This window comes from Pseudomonas salomonii, from assembly GCF_900107155.1.
In the GTDB taxonomy this organism is placed as follows: Bacteria; Pseudomonadota; Gammaproteobacteria; order Pseudomonadales; family Pseudomonadaceae; genus Aquipseudomonas; species Aquipseudomonas salomonii.
Map to the genome: position 1 here is coordinate 174,597 of NZ_FNOX01000008.1, position 17,200 is coordinate 191,796.

A 17,200-nucleotide genomic window follows, 5' to 3' on the forward strand; every position below is an offset into this window, starting at 1 on the left:
CACAGGAGACCCGTGTTGCCGGCAGGTCAGTCGTCGAAGCCGACCTGCTCATGAATCTCATCCACCTTCAACTCCAACCGATACGCCACGGCAATAAACAACGCCTGGCACAGGCACAACGTGGCGCTCAAGGAGCGGAAGGCAAACGACGACCCCTCATTCACCAACAACACCGCGTTCGCCCGTTTAGCCAGGGGCGACAGGTTGCTGTCGGTGATGATCAGGGTCTTGGCCTGATGATGCTGGGCGATGCGCAGGCAATGCTGGGTCTCTTTACCGTAGGGCGTAAAGCTGATCGCGATCACCAGGTCATTGGCGCGCACGCTGCGCATCTGCTCGCGATAACTGCCGCCCAGGCCCGAGATCAGGTGGATGCGCTTGTTGGTGTGCTGCAGGTTGTAGACCAGGTAATCGGCCACGGCAAACGAGCGGCGCACACCCACCACGTAGATATTGTCGGCGTTGACCACCAGGTCCACCGCCTTCTCGAACGCCACATCATCGAGCTCCAGCCCCAGGCGCTCAATGCCGGAGAGGGTGGCATTCACGCACTCACGCGCCAGGTCGCCGCCACTGGCCTTCTGCGACTTGTTGGCGATCATGCTGCGGATGCGCTGCTGGTAGTTCTGCACCGGCGTGGTCTTGTGGGTGTAGGCCTCGCGAAACAGCGCCTGCATCTCGCTGAACCCACTGAAACCGAAGCGCTGGGAAAACCGCACGATGGCCGAAGGGTGCACTTCGCATTCGCGGGCGATGTCGCTGATGCGGTCGACCATGATGCGGTCGCTCTGCTGGCTCATGTAGCTGGCAATGCGTTTGAGCTGGCGCGGCAGGCTTTCGTATTCGTCCGTGATCAGCTGCAACAGGCGTTCGGCATTGATCGGAGGGCTGGCGATCGTATCTTCCAGGGTGGTCTCGGGATCTGTGCGGGACATGGGCAATCCTTCTGGCGTGTTCGTCTGATGCGCTGATGGGTGACGCAAGTCTACAGGGTAGGCGCAAAAAAATACCTCGGCATCACGGCGCCCGTGGGCTGCTGAAACGATGCACGGCGGCTGGCATGCCATTATGCTGGCTTATTGGAAAAAATATTCCACTAAAAATAATTATGGAATAAATATTGATTGCCGCCGCCGGACGTTCTAGTCTGCTTGCACCAAGAGCGTGTGCCGTCACCACGGCGGCACCACGCAGGCTGATAAAAATAACAGGAGCCAGCATGGGCCAGACTCGTTTTGCCAGTGGGCGTCAATTGGATCTGATTTGCCTCGGGCGCCTGGGCGTCGACCTCTATGCACAGCAAGTCGGTGCGCGGCTTGAGGACGTGTCCAGCTTTGCCAAGTACCTCGGCGGTTCCTCCGCCAATATCGCCTTCGGCACGGCGCGGCTGGGCCTCAAGTCGGCGATGTTGAGCCGCGTGGGCGATGACCATATGGGCCGTTTCCTGCTCGAATCCCTGGCCCGTGAAGGCTGTGATGTGAGCGGTATCAAGGTCGACCCGGAACGCCTCACCGCCCTGGTATTGCTGGGGCTTAAAGACCGCGAAACCTTCCCGCTGGTGTTCTACCGCGAAAACTGCGCCGACATGGCCCTGCGCGCCGAAGACATCAGCGAGGCCTTTATCGCCTCCAGCAAAGCCTTGCTGATCACCGGCACACATTTCTCCACCGACGGCGTGTACAAGGCCAGCATCCAGGCGCTGGATTACGCCGCCAAGCACAACGTCAAGCGCGTGCTGGATATCGACTACCGCCCGGTGCTGTGGGGCCTGGCGGGCAAGGCGGATGGCGAAACGCGGTTTGTTGCCGACCAGAACGTTAGCCAGCACGTGCAGAACATCCTGCCGCGTTTCGACCTGATCGTCGGCACTGAAGAAGAGTTCTTGATCGCCGGTGGCAGTGAAGACCTGCTGACGGCGTTGCGCACCGTGCGTGAACTGACCCCGGCGACCCTGGTGGTCAAGCTCGGCCCGCAAGGCTGCACGGTGATCCACGGCGCCATCCCGGCGCGCCTGGAAGACGGCGCGATTTACCCCGGCGTGCGGGTTGAAGTGCTGAATGTGCTGGGTGCCGGTGACGCCTTCATGTCCGGCTTCCTCAGTGGCTGGATCAATGATGCCAGCGATGAGCGTTGCAGCCAGTTGGCCAACGCCTGCGGCGGCCTGGTCGTGTCCCGCCACGCTTGCGCGCCGGCCATGCCGACGCCGGCCGAACTGGATTACCTGTTCAACAGCCCGGTGCCCATCACCCGGCCGGACCAGGACGTGACCCTGCAACGCCTGCACCGCGTCACGGTGCCGCGCAAAACCTGGAAACAGTTGTTTGTGTTTGCCTTCGACCACCGCTGGCAACTGGTGGACCTGGCGCAAAAAGGCGGCCAGGACCTGGCCCGCATCAGCGACATCAAGCAGCTGTTTATCCAGGCCATCGAACGTGTGGAAACCAAGCTGGCGCAGCAGGGCATCGAAGCCGATGTGGGCCTGCTGGCCGACCAGCGTTTCGGCCAGGACGCATTGAATGCCGCCAGCGGCCGTGGCTGGTGGATCGCCCGCCCGGTCGAGGTGCAGAACTCGCGGCCGCTGGCGTTTGAACATGGCCGCTCGGTGGGCAGCAACCTGATTGCCTGGCCCCAGGAGCAAATCATCAAGTGCCTGGTGCAGTTCCACCCCGACGACGAGCCGATGCTGCGTCTGGAGCAAGAGGCGCAACTCAAGGCGGTGTACGAGGCGTCCCTGGTCAGCGGCCATGAGCTGCTGCTGGAAGTCGTGCCGCCCAAGGATCACCCGTCGACCTATCCCGATGTGCTCTATCGCAGCCTCAAGCGCCTGTACAACCTGGGCATTTACCCGGCGTGGTGGAAGATAGAGGCGCAGTCGGCCGAAGACTGGAAAAAGCTCGACGAATTGATCCACGAGCGTGATCCGTATTGCCGTGGCGTGGTGCTGCTGGGTCTGAATGCTTCGGCGCAGTTTCTGGCCGATGGCTTTCAGCAAGCCAGCCAAAGCACCACCTGCCGTGGGTTCGCGGTGGGCCGTACGATCTTCCAGGAGCCAAGCCGTGCGTGGATGGCGGGGGAGATTGATGATGAAGGGTTGATTGAGCAGGTGCAGGCCACGTTCGAGCAGCTCATCAATGCCTGGCGCAGTTCCAGAAATTAAACACGGTCAAATGTGGGAGCTGGCTTTTTGTGGGAGCAGGCAAGCCATCTCCCACACAAGCCAGCTCCCACATTAAGCAGATCTAACCAGGCTTAAGTCAGATAAAAACAAAAGGTGCAGCCATGCCCGCAATCCGAATTGGCATCAACCCGATCTCCTGGAGCAACGACGACCTGCCGGCCCTGGGCGGTGAAACGCCGCTGAGCACTGCGCTCAGTGAAGGCAAGGAAATCGGCTACGAAGGGTTTGAACTCAACGGCAAGTTCCCCAAAGACGCCAAGGGCGTTGGTGATGTGCTGCGCCCCTATGACCTGGCGCTGGTCTCCGGCTGGTATTCCAGCCGCCTGGCGCGCCGTTCGGTGGCCGAAGAAATCGAAGCCATCGCCGGGCATGTCGAGCTGCTTAAACTCAATGGCGCCAACGTGCTGGTGTACGGCGAAGTCGCCGACTCGATCCAGGGCTCGAAGGTGCGCCTGATCGAACGCCCGCGTTTTCACAGCGAGCATGCCTGGCAGGACTACGCCGACAAGCTCACGGAGCTGGCGCGTTTCACCCTGTCCCAAGGCGTGCGCCTGGCGTATCACCATCATATGGGCGCCTACGTCGAATCCCCTGAAGACATTGACCAGTTGATGAAACGAACGGGCCCGGAAGTCGGCCTGCTGTTCGATTCCGGCCATTGCTACATGGGCGGCGGCGAACCCCTGGAGGTCCTGCGTAAACACATCGACCGCGTCTGCCACGTGCATTTCAAGGACGTGCGCAAGCCGGTGGTGCAACTGGCGCGCAACCAGATGTGGAGCTTCCCTGACTGCATCGTCAACGGCACGTTCACGGTGCCCGGCGATGGCGACATCGATTTTGCCGAGTTGCTCGATGTGCTGCTGGCTGCCCACTACAAGGGCTGGCTGGTGGTCGAAGCCGAGCAGGATCCGGCCGTGGCGCCCAGCTATATCTATGCCAAAAAAGGCTACGACACCCTGCGCGCGCTGCTCAACGAGAGGACTAAGTGATGAGCCTGTTGGTCAAAAGCAGCAAACGCGGGCAAACCATGGTGGCCCTGGAAGCAGGGCGCCTGGAGTACGTGGGTTTTTCCGCTTATCGACTGAGCCTGGGCGAAACCCTGCCGGTCACCGCCGGGGACCAAGAGCTGTGCCTGGTGCTGCTCAGCGGTCGCGTCAATATCGAAGGCGAAGGCTTTAACTGGCAGAACCTTGGCGACCGCCAGTCGGTGTTCGAAGACAAATCCCCGTTCGCCGCGTACCTGCCGCCCGGCACCGATGCGCAGATTACCGCCTTGAGCGACGTGCAGATTGCCGTCTGCGCCGCGCCCGGTGCGCCTGGCTTTGAACCGCGGCTGATTCGCCCCGAGCAGTGCAAACGCAGCGTGCGTGGCAAAGGCGCCAACACCCGCTACGTGTGCGACATCCTGCCTGACAGCGAGCCGGCCCATTCGCTGCTGGTGGTGGAAGTACGCACGCCGTCCGGGCACTCGTCGAGCTACCCGCCGCACAAACACGACACCGACGACCTGCCGCACCAGAGCTTTCTGGAAGAAACCTATTACCACCAGATCAACCCGCCGCAGGGCTTTGTGTTCCAGCGCGTGTACACCGACGATCGCAGCATCGACCAGGCCATGGCCGTGGAAAACAGCGACCTGGTGGTGGTGCCCAAGGGGTATCACCCGGTCAGCGTGCCGTATGGCTATGAATCGTATTACCTCAACGTGATGGCCGGGCCAAAACGCGCCTGGCATTTCCATAACGACCCGCAGCACAGCTGGCTGCTGGACCTCTAAACGGTTTTGGACGGAGAACAACAACAATGAAGTCGCCGCTACGTTTTGCCCTTAACCGCATGGTCGCCCCCAACCTGTCGTTGCCGGACTTTATCCAGTTGGCCGCGGCCCTCAAGTGCGATGCCATCGAGATTCGCAACGACCTTAAAGGCCATGAAATCGAATACGGCACCCCGGCCAGCCGCGTGCGTGAATTGTGCGCGGTGCAGGGCATCACGGTGCTGTCGATCAATGCGCTGTACCCGTTTGACGTGTGGAATGACGAGCGTCGCGCCCAGGCGATCAAACTCGCCACTTATGCCCGTGAATGCGGCGCGCAGGGCCTGGTGATGTGCCCGTTGAATGAACGCGGCGATACGCGCAACGAAGCCCAGCGTGCCGCCGGTTTGCGCACGGCGCTGAGCGAGCTGGCGCCGATCCTGCGCGAGTACGGCATCCTCGGGTTCATCGAGCCGCTGGGCTTTGAAGAATGTGCCCTGCGCCGCAAGCGCGTGGCGGTGGACGCCATTCAGTCGATTGGCGGCCTGGATGTGTTCCGGCTGGTGCATGACACCTTCCACCACCACCTGGCCAGCGAGCAGGAGTTCTTCCCGCAATTGACGGGCCTGGTGCATATCTCTGGCGTAGAAGACGCCGAAGCGCCGCTCAATTCGATTCGTGACGGCCACCGCGTGCTGGTGGGCGAGGGCGATATCCTCGGCAATGCCGCGCAGATCGACACGTTGCTCAGCAGCGGGTACGGCGGTTACCTGTCGTTTGAGCCGTTTGCCGAGAGTGTGCATGGGCTGGCGGATATCCAGCAGGCCATCGGGGCCAGTATCGCCCACCTGCAAAACCCCCGAACCTGACGCCGATTAACCTGTGGGAGCAAGCCAGCCAGCTCCCACATTGAAGCAGTGTTAATCAACCCAATTGCATTCACACAAGGTGCAAGTGATGACCACAACAAGACTGACCATGGCCCAGGCCCTGGTGAAGTTCCTGGATAACCAATACATCGAAGTCGACGGCGTGCAGAGCAAGTTTGTCGCCGGTGTGTTCACGATTTTCGGCCACGGCAATGTGCTCGGCCTGGGCCAGGCGCTGGAGCAGGACAGCGGCGACCTGGTGGTGCATCAGGGCCGTAACGAGCAGGGCATGGCCCATGCCGCCATCGGTTTCGCCAAGCAGCACCTGCGCCGCAAGATCTATGCGTGCACCGCCTCGGTAGGCCCCGGTGCGGCGAATATGCTCACCGCGGCGGCCACCGCCACGGCCAACCGGATCCCGCTGCTGCTGTTGCCCGGCGATGTGTACGCCAGCCGCCAGCCGGACCCGGTGTTGCAGCAGATCGAGCAATTCCACGACCTGAGCATCAGCACCAACGATGCGTTCCGCTCGGTGAGCAAATACTGGGACCGTATCAACCGCCCCGAGCAACTGATGACGGCGGCGATCCATGCCATGCGCGTGCTCACAGACCCGGCCGAAACCGGCGCCGTGACCCTGGCGCTGCCGCAGGACGTGCAGGCCGAAGCCTGGGACTACCCGGATTATTTCCTGCAAAAGCGTGTGCACCGTATCGAACGTCGGCCGGCGACGGCGGCGATGATCAGTGATGCGCTGGCGGCCTTCCGGGGCAAGCGCAAGCCGCTGATCATCTGTGGCGGCGGGGTGAAGTACTCCGGTGCGAATGCGGCCCTGCAAGCGTTTGCCGAGCGTTTTGAGATTCCCTTCGCCGAAACCCAGGCGGGCAAGAGTGCGGTGGTATCCAGCCATCCGCTGAACGTCGGTGGCATCGGTGAAACCGGGTGTCTGGCGGCGAACCTGCTGGCGCCCGAGGCGGACCTGATCATCGGCATCGGCACGCGTTATACCGACTTCACCACCTCGTCCAAGTCGCTGTTCAAGCATGCCGAGGTGAAGTTTCTCAACCTCAATATCAGCCCGTGCGACGCGTTGAAACTCGACGGCGTGCAAGTGCTGGCCGATGCACAGGTTGCCCTCGAAGCGTTGGCCGATGCCTTGGGCGACTACCGTGCCGGCTGGGGCGAGCAGGTCCGCGACGCCAAGGCGCAACTGGACGCGGAAGTGGATCGCGTGCACCAGGTGCAATACCACGGCGACGATTTTGTGCCCGAGGTGGATGACCATCTGGACCGCGCCGTATTGCGCGAATTTATCGAACTGACCGGTTCGTGCCTGACCCAGAGCCGTGTGCTTGGCGTGTTGAACGACACCCTGGCCGACGACGCGATCATCGTCGCCGCCGCCGGCAGCCTGCCCGGCGATTTGCAACGCGCCTGGCGCAGCAAGGGCGTCAACACTTATCACGTTGAATATGGCTATTCGTGCATGGGCTACGAGATCAACGCCGCCCTCGGTGTGAAGCTGGCCGAGCCGAGCAAGGAGGTGTATGCGCTGGTTGGCGACGGCTCCTACATGATGCTGCACTCGGAACTGGCCACCTCGATCCAGGAGCGACGCAAGATCAACGTGGTGCTGCTCGACAACATGGCGTTCGGCTGCATCAACAACCTGCAGATCGGCAACGGCATGGACAGCTTCGGCACCGAGTTCCGCTTTCGTAACCCCGAGAGCGGCAAGCTCGATGGCGGCCTGGTGCCGGTGGATTTCGCCATGAGCGCGGCAGCCTATGGTTGCAAGACCTACAAGGTCAGCAGCGTGGAGCAGCTTGAAGCGGCCCTGGCCGATGCGCGCACGCAAACGGTGTCCACGCTGATTGATATCAAGGTTCTGCCCAAAACCATGGTCCACGGCTACCTGTCGTGGTGGCGTGTGGGCGTGGCGCAAGTGTCCACCAGTGAACGCACGAATGCCGCCGCGAAAAAACTCAATGAACAGCTGGCCAAGGCCCGGCAGTACTAATAACAAGAGGAGTTGTGTATGTCGTTAAAGCTTGGAGTGATTGGCACTGGCGCTATCGGCCGTGACCATATCCGTCGTTGCAGCCAGACCTTGCTCAATAGCCAGGTGGTGGCGGTGACCGACATCAACCTTGAGCAAGCCGCCAAGGTCGTCGCTGATTTGAAGCTTGCCGCCGAGGTCTACGCCGATGGCCACGCGCTGATCAACTCGCCGCAGGTTGAAGCCATTCTCGTCACGTCCTGGGGGCCGAGCCACGAAGAGTTCGTACTGGCCGCCATCGCCGCCGGCAAGCCGGTGTTCTGCGAAAAACCGCTGGCGGTGACGGCGCAAGGTTGCCGCAAGATCGTCGACGCTGAACTGGCCTATGGCAAGCGCCTGGTGCAAGTGGGCTTTATGCGCCCGTATGACGAGGGTTATCGCGCCCTCAAGGCCGTGATCGACAGCGGCCAGATCGGCGAGCCACTGATGCTGCATTGCGCGCACCGCAACCCGACGGTGGGCGAGAACTACAAGACCGATATGGCGATCACCGACACCTTGATCCACGAGCTGGATGTGTTGCGTTGGTTGCTCAACGATGACTATGTGTCGGTGCAGGTGGTGTTCCCGCGCAAATCGAGCAAAGCCCTGGCCCACCTGCGCGACCCGCAGATCGTGCTGCTGGAAACCGCCAAGGGCACGCGCATCGATGTGGAAGTGTTCGTGAACTGCCAGTACGGCTACGACATCCAGTGTGAAGTGGTGGGGGAGACTGGCATTGCCAAACTGCCGGAGCCTTCGCAGGTGCAAATGCGCAGTGGCGCGAAGCTGTCGAATGCCATTTTGATGGACTGGAAGGACCGGTTTATCGGGGCTTACGACGTGGAATTGCAGGCGTTTATCGACAGCGTGCGTGCCGGCCAGGTCGGCGGGCCTTCGGCCTGGGACGGGTTTGCGGCGGCAGTGGCGGCGGATGCGTGCATCGAGGCGCAGAACAGTGAGCAGATCGTGAAGGTGAGCTTGCCGGAGCGTCCGCACTTTTACGGCTGAATCACAATCTGACGGGTGGAATGCAGTCAGTGTGGGAGCGGGCTTGCTCGCGAATGCGGTGTATCAGTTAAAGCATTTGTGTCTGACATACCGCATTCGCGAGCAAGCCCGCTCCCACATTTTTGATTGGGTTTGCACTTCATATTAAGGAGTGAACTATGCGAATCGGACTAGTCGGCTACGGCCACGGAGGGCGCTTCTTTCATGCGCCGCTGATTGCAACCTTGCCCGGTGCGACTTTTGTTGGCGTGGTGACCCGTTCAGCGGAGCGCCGCCAGCAATTGAGTGCCGACCTTCCGGGCGTAAGGGCCTTTGACAGTATTGGCCAGATCGTCGAAGCCGGCGTGGATGCGCTGGTGATTTCCACCACCCTCAAAGGCCGCCCGGCGCTGGTGCTGGAAGCCATCGAGCACGGCGTGGCGGTGGTCAGCGACAAACCCTTCGCCAGTAACGCCGAACAGGCCCAGGCGCTGATTACCGCCGCCGAGCGCCAGGGCTCGCTGCTCAGCGTCTACCAGAATCGCCGCTGGGATTCGGATTACCTGACCCTGCGCAAGTTGATCGACGCCGGTGCACTGGGTGAGATCACACGCTTTGAATCCCGCGTCGAACGCTACAGCCCGCAGGCCGTCGGCAACGCCAGCGGCGGCGGCTGGTTGCGTGACCTGGGCAGCCACTTGGTAGACCAGGCGCTGCAATTGTTCGGCCCGGTGGACCGGGTATTCGCGCAATTGCAGTTCAGCCCTGAACACCCGACCCTCGATCACGGCTTCTTTGTGTCCCTGACCCACGCCAATGGCGTGATTTCCCATTTGTGGGGTAACGCCCTGCAAAACAGCCAGGCCCCGCGTTTTCGCGTCAGCGGCACCCTGGGGTGTTACACCGTCGATGGGCTGGACGGCCAGGAAGACGCACTGATGGCCGGCAAGTCACCGAAAACCGAAGGCGAGCACTGGGGCGCCGAGGAGCATCGACGCTGGGGCTGGTTTGAGCAAGGTGAAGAACGCGAGCGGGTGCCGTCCGAGAAGGGCTGCTGGACGCAGTTCTATCGCCAGTTGCAACTGGCCGTACATGGGCAGGGGCCACTGCCGGTCAGCGCCTATGACGCGCTGGAAACCACCCGTATATTGGACGCCGCACGCCTCAGCGCCGAGCGCCAGCAGGTGGTTTCGACAAAAATAGAATAAAATTCTAAAACATGTTGATATGGAAATTATTTTCTAATACAGTCTTTTCCAGGTTGCATAAAGTACGTTCGAACTCGATTCGCACGGCTCAACAAAAACAAGATCAAAAACAACCAGGTACCGTCAGATGAAAATCTTCAACGCTGTACTGCGAGTTTTACGCCCTGCCTCAGCGCCACGCGGTCTGCCCCGCGCCCGGCCGTTCTACTTCTCCTTCCTTAATGTGCTGTGCGTCGAAAACCACGGCGCGCTGGTCTGCTGCATCCCGGGGGCACCGGTGGTTCGACTGCCCGCCGAACGCTGATAAACGCAACGTCCAAAAAACCAACAAGAAAGTGGAGACAGACCGTTCATGAAGACCCCGATCCGTTTTACCGCGCTGGCCCTGTCCATGTTGCTGGCCAGTGGTTTTGCCTCGGCCGCCGACCTCAAGATTGGCGTGACCATGTCCGCCTTTGATGACACCTTCCTGACCTACCTGCGTGAGGACATGGACAAGCAAGCCAAGTCCTATCCCAAGGGCGATGGTGTGCAATTGCAGTTTGAAGATGCGCGCGCCGATGTGGTCAAGCAGCTGAGCCAGGTCGAAAACTTCATCAGCCAGAAGGTCGACGCGATTATCGTCAACCCGGTGGACACCGCATCGACCGCCAACATCATCAAGGCCGCCACCGCGGCGAAAATCCCGCTGGTGTTCGTCAACCGCCGCCCGGACAGCCCGACTCTGGCCCCAGGCGTGGCAGCAGTGGTGTCCGATGACGTCGAGGCTGGCAAACTGCAGATGCAATACATCGCCGAAAAACTCGGCGGCAAGGGCAACATTGTGATTCTGTTGGGCGACCTGGCGAACAACTCCACTACCAACCGCACCAAGGGCGTGAAGGAAGTGTTGACCAAGTACCCGGGCATCAAGATCGAGCAGGAACAGACCGGCATCTGGTTGCGTGACAAGGGCATGACCCTGGTCAACGACTGGCTGACCCAGGGCCGCGATTTTGACGCGGTACTGGCCAACAATGACGAGATGGCCATTGGTGCATCCATGGCGCTGAAGTCGGCGGGCAAAAAAGGCGTGCTGATCGCCGGTGTCGACGGCACGCCGGACGGCCTCAATGCGATCACCAAGGGCGACATGACCGTGTCGGCCTTCCAGGACGCCAAAGGCCAGGCCGACAAGTCGGTGGAAACCGCGCGCAAGATGGCTAAAAACGAGCCCATCGAGCAGAACGTGGTGATCCCGTTCCAGCTGATCACGCCGGACAACGTAAAAGACTTCAAGTAGCCCGCACACAACAACAATAAGCCGGCAGGGCGGCCACGGTCGCCCTGCAGTCGAGGTACTTTTCTATGCTCGCTCAAGCCACTGTCTCGCAGCCCCCCGGTCTCCAGCCCGCGCTGCCGGAAGAACCCTACCTGCTGGAAATCGTCAACATCAGCAAAGGCTTTCCCGGCGTCGTGGCCCTGGCCGATGTGCAACTGCGCGTGCGCCCCGGTTCGGTACTGGCGCTGATGGGCGAGAACGGTGCGGGCAAGTCGACGTTGATGAAAATCATCGCCGGCATCTACCAGCCCGACGCCGGTGAAATCCGCCTGCGCGGCAAGCCGATTGTGTTTGAAACACCGCTGGCGGCGCAGAAGGCCGGGATCGCGATGATCCACCAGGAACTCAACCTGATGCCGCACATGAGCATCGCCGAGAACATCTGGATCGGCCGCGAGCAGCTCAATAGCCTGCACATGGTCAACCACCGCGAAATGCACCGCTGCACCGCCGAGTTACTGGCCCGTTTGCGCATCAACCTGGACCCGGAAGAACAGGTCGGCAACCTCAGCATCGCCGAGCGGCAGATGGTCGAGATTGCCAAGGCGGTGTCCTACGACTCCGACATCCTGATCATGGATGAACCGACTTCAGCCATTACCGAAAAGGAAGTGGCCCACCTGTTTTCGATCATTGCCGACCTCAAGTCGCAGGGCAAAGGCATCGTCTACATCACGCACAAAATGAACGAAGTGTTTGCCATCGCCGACGAAGTGGCGGTGTTCCGCGACGGCCAGTACATCGGCCTGCAGCGCGCCGACAGCATGAACAGCGACAGCCTGATCTCGATGATGGTCGGCCGCGAACTGAGCCAGTTGTTCCCGGTGCGCGAGACGCCCATCGGCGATTTGCTCTTGTCGGTGCGCGACTTGAGCCTGGACGGCGTGTTCAAGGACGTATCGTTCGACCTGCATGCCGGTGAAATTCTCGGCATCGCCGGGTTGATGGGCTCGGGGCGTACCAACGTGGCGGAGACCATTTTCGGCATCACGCCAAGTTCCAGCGGCCAGATCACCCTCGACGGCAAAGCGGTGCGCATCACCGACCCGCACATGGCCATCGAGAAGGGCTTTGCGCTGTTGACCGAGGACCGCAAGCTCAGTGGCCTGTTCCCGTGCCTGTCGGTGCTGGAGAACATGGAGATGGCCGTGTTGCCGCATTACTCGGGTAACGGTTTTATCCAGCAGAAAGCCCTGCGCGCGCTGTGCGAAGACATGTGCAAGAAGCTGCGGGTGAAAACCCCGTCACTGGAGCAGTGCATCGACACCCTGTCCGGCGGCAACCAGCAAAAAGCCTTGTTGGCGCGCTGGCTGATGACCAACCCGCGCCTGCTGATCCTCGACGAGCCGACCCGTGGCATCGACGTGGGCGCCAAGGCCGAGATCTATCGCTTGATTTCCTTCCTCGCCAGCGAAGGCATGGCGGTGATCATGATTTCCTCGGAGCTGCCGGAAGTGCTGGGCATGAGCGACCGGGTGATGGTGATGCACGAAGGCGAACTGATGGGCACCCTGGACCGCGCCGATGCGACCCAGGAAAAAGTCATGCAGCTGGCTTCCGGTATGACCGTAGTCCACTGACGAACCGCACAGAATAAGAAGGTGATTGGCTATGAACGCAATAACAGACAACAAGCCTGCCACGGCACCGGTCAAGCACCGTCGGCGTTTACCCACCGAGCTGAGTATCTTCCTGGTGTTGATCGGCATCGGCCTGGTGTTTGAACTGTTCGGCTGGATCGTGCACGACCAGAGCTTCCTGATGAACTCCCAGCGTCTGGTGCTGATGATCCTGCAAGTGTCGATCATCGGCCTGCTGGCGATTGGCGTGACCCAGGTGATCATCACCACCGGTATCGACTTGTCGTCCGGCTCGGTGTTGGCGTTATCGGCGATGATCGCCGCCAGCTTGGCGCAAACCTCGGACTTTTCCCGGGCGGTGTTTCCCAGCCTGACCGACTTGCCCGTGTGGATTCCGGTGGCCATGGGCCTGGGTGTCGGGCTGCTGGCGGGGGCAATCAACGGCAGTATCATTGCGGTGACCGGCATTCCGCCGTTTATTGCGACCCTGGGCATGATGGTCTCGGCCCGTGGCCTGGCGCGCTACTACACCGAAGGCCAGCCGGTGAGCATGCTCTCGGATTCGTACACGGCCATCGGCCATGGTGCGATGCCGGTGATTATCTTCCTGGTGGTGGCGGTGATCTTCCATATCGCCCTGCGCTACACCAAATATGGCAAGTACACCTACGCCATCGGCGGCAACATGCAGGCGGCGCGCACCTCGGGCATCAACGTCAAGCGTCACCTGATCATCGTCTACAGCATCGCCGGTCTGCTGGCGGGCCTGGCCGGTGTGGTGGCCTCGGCACGGGCTGCCACCGGCCAGGCCGGCATGGGCATGTCCTATGAGCTGGATGCGATTGCGGCGGCCGTGATCGGCGGCACCAGCCTGGCAGGCGGGGTAGGGCGCATCACCGGCACCGTGATCGGCGCGCTGATCCTCGGGGTGATGGCCAGCGGGTTTACCTTTGTGGGGGTGGATGCGTATATCCAGGACATCATCAAGGGCTTGATCATCGTGATTGCGGTGGTGATCGACCAGTACCGCAACAAGCGCAAGCTCAAGCGCTGAAGCGGATTTGCAGCTGGCAGAGAAGCAAAATGTGGGAGCGGGCTTGCTCGCGAAGGCGGTGTATCAGTGCCAGGTGTACTGCCTGACACTCAGCATTCGCGAGCAAGCCCGCTCCCACATTTGGATCTGTACGCATCAGTTCTAACCGTTTGTCTTCTATATAGCTCCACAGCACTGAATTTCTTGCTATAAACGCACTCCGATAACCGTTCGCCAAGCCCGTCCTGGTGCCTTTGGGGGTTAATTGGGAAAAATTGCCTGTCTTTTCAGTTGCTGAGCCCTCAAGTCGGCCTTAGACTGCCGCCCCTCGTAAATTGAGTGCCGGGTGGCGCTTGAAATGGACGGCGCCTTTCCGAGGCCTGCGAAGGTCTGCCGGAACGCTCCCTTATTCGCCTTAATGCACGTATTTTTTATAGAGAAATCAATGACAAAGGAAAAGTTGCTGGCCATGCCGGCGGATGACTACATGAATGCCGAACAGCACGCTTTTTTCGAGAAGTTGCTGCAAGACATGAAAGTGGAACACCACGAGCGCATTGAGCAGAACCGCATCGCCATCGAAAGCCTGGACACCCCGGCGGACCCGGCTGACGCTGCCTCTGTGGAAGAAGAGCGCACCTGGCTGGTAAACGCCATCGACCGCGACCAGCGCATGCTGCCGCAGCTTGAGCGTGCCCTGGAGCGCATCAAGGAAGATTCTTTTGGCTGGTGTGATGACAGCGGCGAGCCTATCGGCCTCAAGCGCCTGCTGATCAGCCCGACCACCAAATACTGCATCGAAGCGCAAGAGCGCCACGAGCAGATCGACAAGCACCAGCGCCAGGCCTGATCCGCTGAAGTCGGGCATCGCAGCTGTGATGCCCGAAGAAACACCCGTTACGCCCCTGTCTATTGATCTGCTGCAAGCCCCCCACGAAAGGCCCATGGATAATGGCTCTATAGTGGCGTTTAATGCAGCAACAATAACGACAAACAGTGGGGTGACGACGATGGCTGGAGACGGATCTCTGATGGGCGCAGCAGCGCCACCGCAATCGGTGGTGCGTGTGCTGCCCGGCTGGCTGACGCCGCTTATGCAGAGCACCGCGCTGGTGCTGGTTTTGCTGGGCCTCTCGTTTGCCGGTTTGCCGCTGTACCTGTGCCTGCCACTGGCTTTGCTGGTGATCTGGCTGCCTGCGCTCAAAGCCCGAGTGCCGGGTGTCGCGCCGCCCCTGGCGATTGATGCACTGGGTGAGCTGACTCGCGATCTTTCCTACACCACCAGTCATAACGCGCTTTCCGCTGCCGGCGTGGCCTATTCGGTCAAGCAACTGGCCGCGCGCGTGCAATCGCAATTAGGCGCCGCCAGGCAAATTGTCAGCAGCGCCGAAGTGATGATCGACACCGAGCAAGTCACCTCTGAACTCAGCCGGCAGGCCTTGGGCGCGGCCAGCCAGGCGCACCAGCGCAGCACGGAAGGGCGCGAAGTGTTGGCCCAATCGATCACCCGCATGCACCAACTGCGCCTGCGCGCCAATGCTAGCCGAGAGTTGATCGAAGCGCTGAGCCAGCGCAGTGAAGAGATCCAGCGTGTGACCCTGGTGATCCAGTCCATTGCCAGCCAGACTAACTTGCTCGCGCTGAACGCCGCCATTGAAGCGGCGCGCGCCGGTGAGCACGGGCGCGGCTTTGCCGTAGTGGCCGATGAGGTGCGTGGCCTGGCCGGGCGTACGGCCACGGCGACGGATGAGGTCGGCGTGATGGTCGCCGATATTCAACAACGCACCGCCCAGGTCGTGGAGCAGATTCGTCAACTGTCCGCCGACTTGCACATCGGCGTCGAGCAGGTGGAGCAGGCGGGTGAGCACCTGGAAAATATCGCCAGCCTGGCCGCTGGCGTAGAAGGGCAGGTCAACGAGATCGCCCAAGGCACCGACACCAACCGCGCGCAACTTGACAGCCTGTTTCACGCGGTCGAGCAGATGCGCAGCGATCTATCGGTGAGCGACCAGCAGACGCGGCAACTGGCCGAGGTCGCGGTGCAAATGGAAGGGCAGGCCGAAACCATCAGTGAGCGCCTGGCTGAAGTCGGGCTGGATGACTATCACCAGCGCATCTACGACCTGGCCCGTGAAGGGGCGAGCCGTATTGGTGCACAATTCGAGGCTGACATCCTGCAAAACCGCATCAGCCTGGAAGACCTGTTCGACCGCAGCTACACCCCCATCCCCAACACCCAACCGAGCAAATACCACACGCGCTTTGATGGCTATACCGACCAAGTGCTGCCGGCGATCCAGGAGGCATTGCTGCCGCGTCATGAGGGGCTGGTGTTCGCGATTGCCTGCACACCGCAGGGCTATGTGCCCACGCATAACAAGGCGTTCTCCCATGCCCTGACCGGCGATGCACAGGTTGACGCCGTGCAGAACCGTACCAAACGCAAGTTTGACGACCGTACCGGCATTCGTTGCGGCAGCCATCAGCAAGCGGTGCTGTTGCAGACCTACACCCGCGACACCGGGGAACTGATGCACGATTTGTCGGTGCCGATCATGGTCAAGGGGCGGCATTGGGGTGGCTTGCGCCTGGGCTATAAACCGGAAGGGGCCAAGGCTGGGCATTAGGATTGTTACTGTTTATGCAATGGAGCTATTCCGGGGATAGCTTTTTCCAACGTGAATAAAACCGTAGCATGGCCAACATTGTTAGGTAGCTAACTAATGTGGCGGAGAAGCTCCATGCAAAACAAGGTCGATGTCGCCGTAATGATCGGCAGCGGTGTTCCCGAAACCCTGCGTGCGCTGGGCCAGAAAGCCTGCTGGGTGGTGTTGCTCAACGGCGAGCAACGCGGCACGGCATTCGCCAGCCGCAGTGAAGCCGAGGAGTGCAGGGCTGCCTGGCAGGCGCTGATGCACCTGGAGCAGTCAGACAGCCTGCATTGAGGCGTGTTATTGGGGCTGGTGCAGGCGCTGGTTCAGCTCATCCACCGCAATTGCCCATTCGGCGTCGTCGCGCAGTTCTTCCTTGAGAAACGCCGCCTGTTGTGGCGACCAGAAGGGGGCGTCGATCAGCTTCACGTCTTCAGGCAGCGGATGCGCGACGATAAACGCGTCGATGGCTTCGGGTGTCGAGTCCAGGCCGAGTTGTTCAAACAGGGTTTCAAGCGTTGGGATTGGCGCGTCCATGGTGGGATCTCCATGCAAGGTGAGGGATGTTGTGCA

General features: G+C 60.8%; 17 protein-coding genes. 14 read left to right on the forward strand and 3 right to left on the reverse strand.

Going from position 1 to position 17,200, the window contains the following annotated elements; all coding sequences use genetic code 11:
• Positions 1-26 precede the first annotated feature (26 nt).
• Positions 27-935: a MurR/RpiR family transcriptional regulator gene (locus tag BLV67_RS19190; protein ID WP_017136418.1), complete on the reverse strand. Its 909-nt coding sequence runs from the start codon at positions 933-935 to the stop codon at positions 27-29.
• An 82-nt stretch (positions 936-1,017) separates the two neighbouring features.
• Positions 1,018-1,221 (reverse strand): hypothetical protein, encoded by a 204-nt coding sequence (locus BLV67_RS32610; protein ID WP_141722670.1) that lies wholly within the window; start codon positions 1,219-1,221, stop codon positions 1,018-1,020.
• On the opposite strand from BLV67_RS32610, the gene BLV67_RS19195 reads away from it, so the two are divergent.
• The 14 genes from BLV67_RS19195 (at position 1,220) to BLV67_RS19255 (ending at position 16,921) form a co-directional block, all read left to right on the forward strand.
• Positions 1,220-3,157, forward strand: coding sequence for a bifunctional 5-dehydro-2-deoxygluconokinase/5-dehydro-2-deoxyphosphogluconate aldolase (locus BLV67_RS19195; protein ID WP_069785711.1), 1,938 nt, complete (start codon positions 1,220-1,222; stop codon positions 3,155-3,157). The two genes, BLV67_RS32610 and BLV67_RS19195, sit on opposite strands and share 2 nt — an antisense overlap.
• Positions 3,158-3,279: 122 nt before the next feature.
• Positions 3,280-4,170: a myo-inosose-2 dehydratase gene (gene iolE, locus BLV67_RS19200; protein ID WP_069785712.1), complete on the forward strand. Its 891-nt coding sequence runs from the start codon at positions 3,280-3,282 to the stop codon at positions 4,168-4,170.
• Positions 4,170-4,958, forward strand: coding sequence for a 5-deoxy-glucuronate isomerase (iolB, locus tag BLV67_RS19205; RefSeq protein ID WP_017136421.1), 789 nt, complete (start codon positions 4,170-4,172; stop codon positions 4,956-4,958). Before iolE ends, iolB begins: the two co-directional genes overlap by 1 nt.
• 26 nt (positions 4,959-4,984) lie before the next feature.
• The gene (locus BLV67_RS19210) at positions 4,985-5,806 is read left to right on the forward strand and encodes a TIM barrel protein (protein WP_058421811.1); all 822 of its coding nucleotides are present in this window, start codon (positions 4,985-4,987) and stop codon (positions 5,804-5,806) included.
• A gap of 88 nt (positions 5,807-5,894) precedes the next feature.
• Positions 5,895-7,826 (forward strand): 3D-(3,5/4)-trihydroxycyclohexane-1,2-dione acylhydrolase (decyclizing), encoded by a 1,932-nt coding sequence (gene iolD, locus BLV67_RS19215; protein ID WP_069785713.1) that lies wholly within the window; start codon positions 5,895-5,897, stop codon positions 7,824-7,826.
• 18 nt (positions 7,827-7,844) lie between these two features.
• Positions 7,845-8,855, forward strand: coding sequence for a bifunctional inositol 2-dehydrogenase/D-chiro-inositol 1-dehydrogenase (gene iolG / locus BLV67_RS19220; protein WP_056859439.1), 1,011 nt, complete (start codon positions 7,845-7,847; stop codon positions 8,853-8,855).
• A 158-nt stretch (positions 8,856-9,013) separates the two neighbouring features.
• A complete protein-coding gene (locus BLV67_RS19225; RefSeq protein WP_065931776.1) occupies positions 9,014-10,042 on the forward strand; it encodes a Gfo/Idh/MocA family protein in 1,029 nt (342 codons plus the stop codon).
• A gap of 127 nt (positions 10,043-10,169) precedes the next feature.
• Entirely contained in the window at positions 10,170-10,346 is a 177-nt protein-coding gene (locus tag BLV67_RS32980) for a hypothetical protein (RefSeq protein ID WP_163005443.1), read from the forward strand.
• A gap of 48 nt (positions 10,347-10,394) precedes the next feature.
• The gene (locus tag BLV67_RS19230; protein ID WP_065931775.1) at positions 10,395-11,324 is read left to right on the forward strand and encodes a sugar ABC transporter substrate-binding protein; all 930 of its coding nucleotides are present in this window, start codon (positions 10,395-10,397) and stop codon (positions 11,322-11,324) included.
• A gap of 65 nt (positions 11,325-11,389) precedes the next feature.
• Positions 11,390-12,943 carry a sugar ABC transporter ATP-binding protein gene (locus BLV67_RS19235; protein ID WP_065931774.1) on the forward strand — a complete coding sequence of 518 codons (1,554 nt, stop codon included), beginning with the start codon at positions 11,390-11,392 and terminating at the stop codon, positions 12,941-12,943.
• Positions 12,944-12,974: 31 nt separating this feature from the next.
• Positions 12,975-13,997, forward strand: a complete 1,023-nt coding sequence (locus tag BLV67_RS19240) for an ABC transporter permease (protein WP_069785714.1) — start codon at positions 12,975-12,977, stop codon at positions 13,995-13,997.
• A 424-nt stretch (positions 13,998-14,421) separates the two neighbouring features.
• Positions 14,422-14,826: a TraR/DksA family transcriptional regulator gene (locus BLV67_RS19245; RefSeq protein ID WP_003191666.1), complete on the forward strand. Its 405-nt coding sequence runs from the start codon at positions 14,422-14,424 to the stop codon at positions 14,824-14,826.
• A 544-nt stretch (positions 14,827-15,370) separates the two neighbouring features.
• Positions 15,371-16,603, forward strand: coding sequence for a methyl-accepting chemotaxis protein (locus BLV67_RS19250; protein WP_425272312.1), 1,233 nt, complete (start codon positions 15,371-15,373; stop codon positions 16,601-16,603).
• Positions 16,604-16,717: 114 nt separating this feature from the next.
• Positions 16,718-16,921 (forward strand): hypothetical protein, encoded by a 204-nt coding sequence (locus BLV67_RS19255; RefSeq protein WP_017136429.1) that lies wholly within the window; start codon positions 16,718-16,720, stop codon positions 16,919-16,921.
• Positions 16,922-16,927: 6 nt separating this feature from the next.
• Here the strand turns inward: BLV67_RS19255 and BLV67_RS19260 are convergent, their stop codons facing one another.
• A complete protein-coding gene (locus tag BLV67_RS19260; protein ID WP_065931772.1) occupies positions 16,928-17,164 on the reverse strand; it encodes a DUF2789 domain-containing protein in 237 nt (78 codons plus the stop codon).
• Positions 17,165-17,200 lie beyond the last annotated feature (36 nt).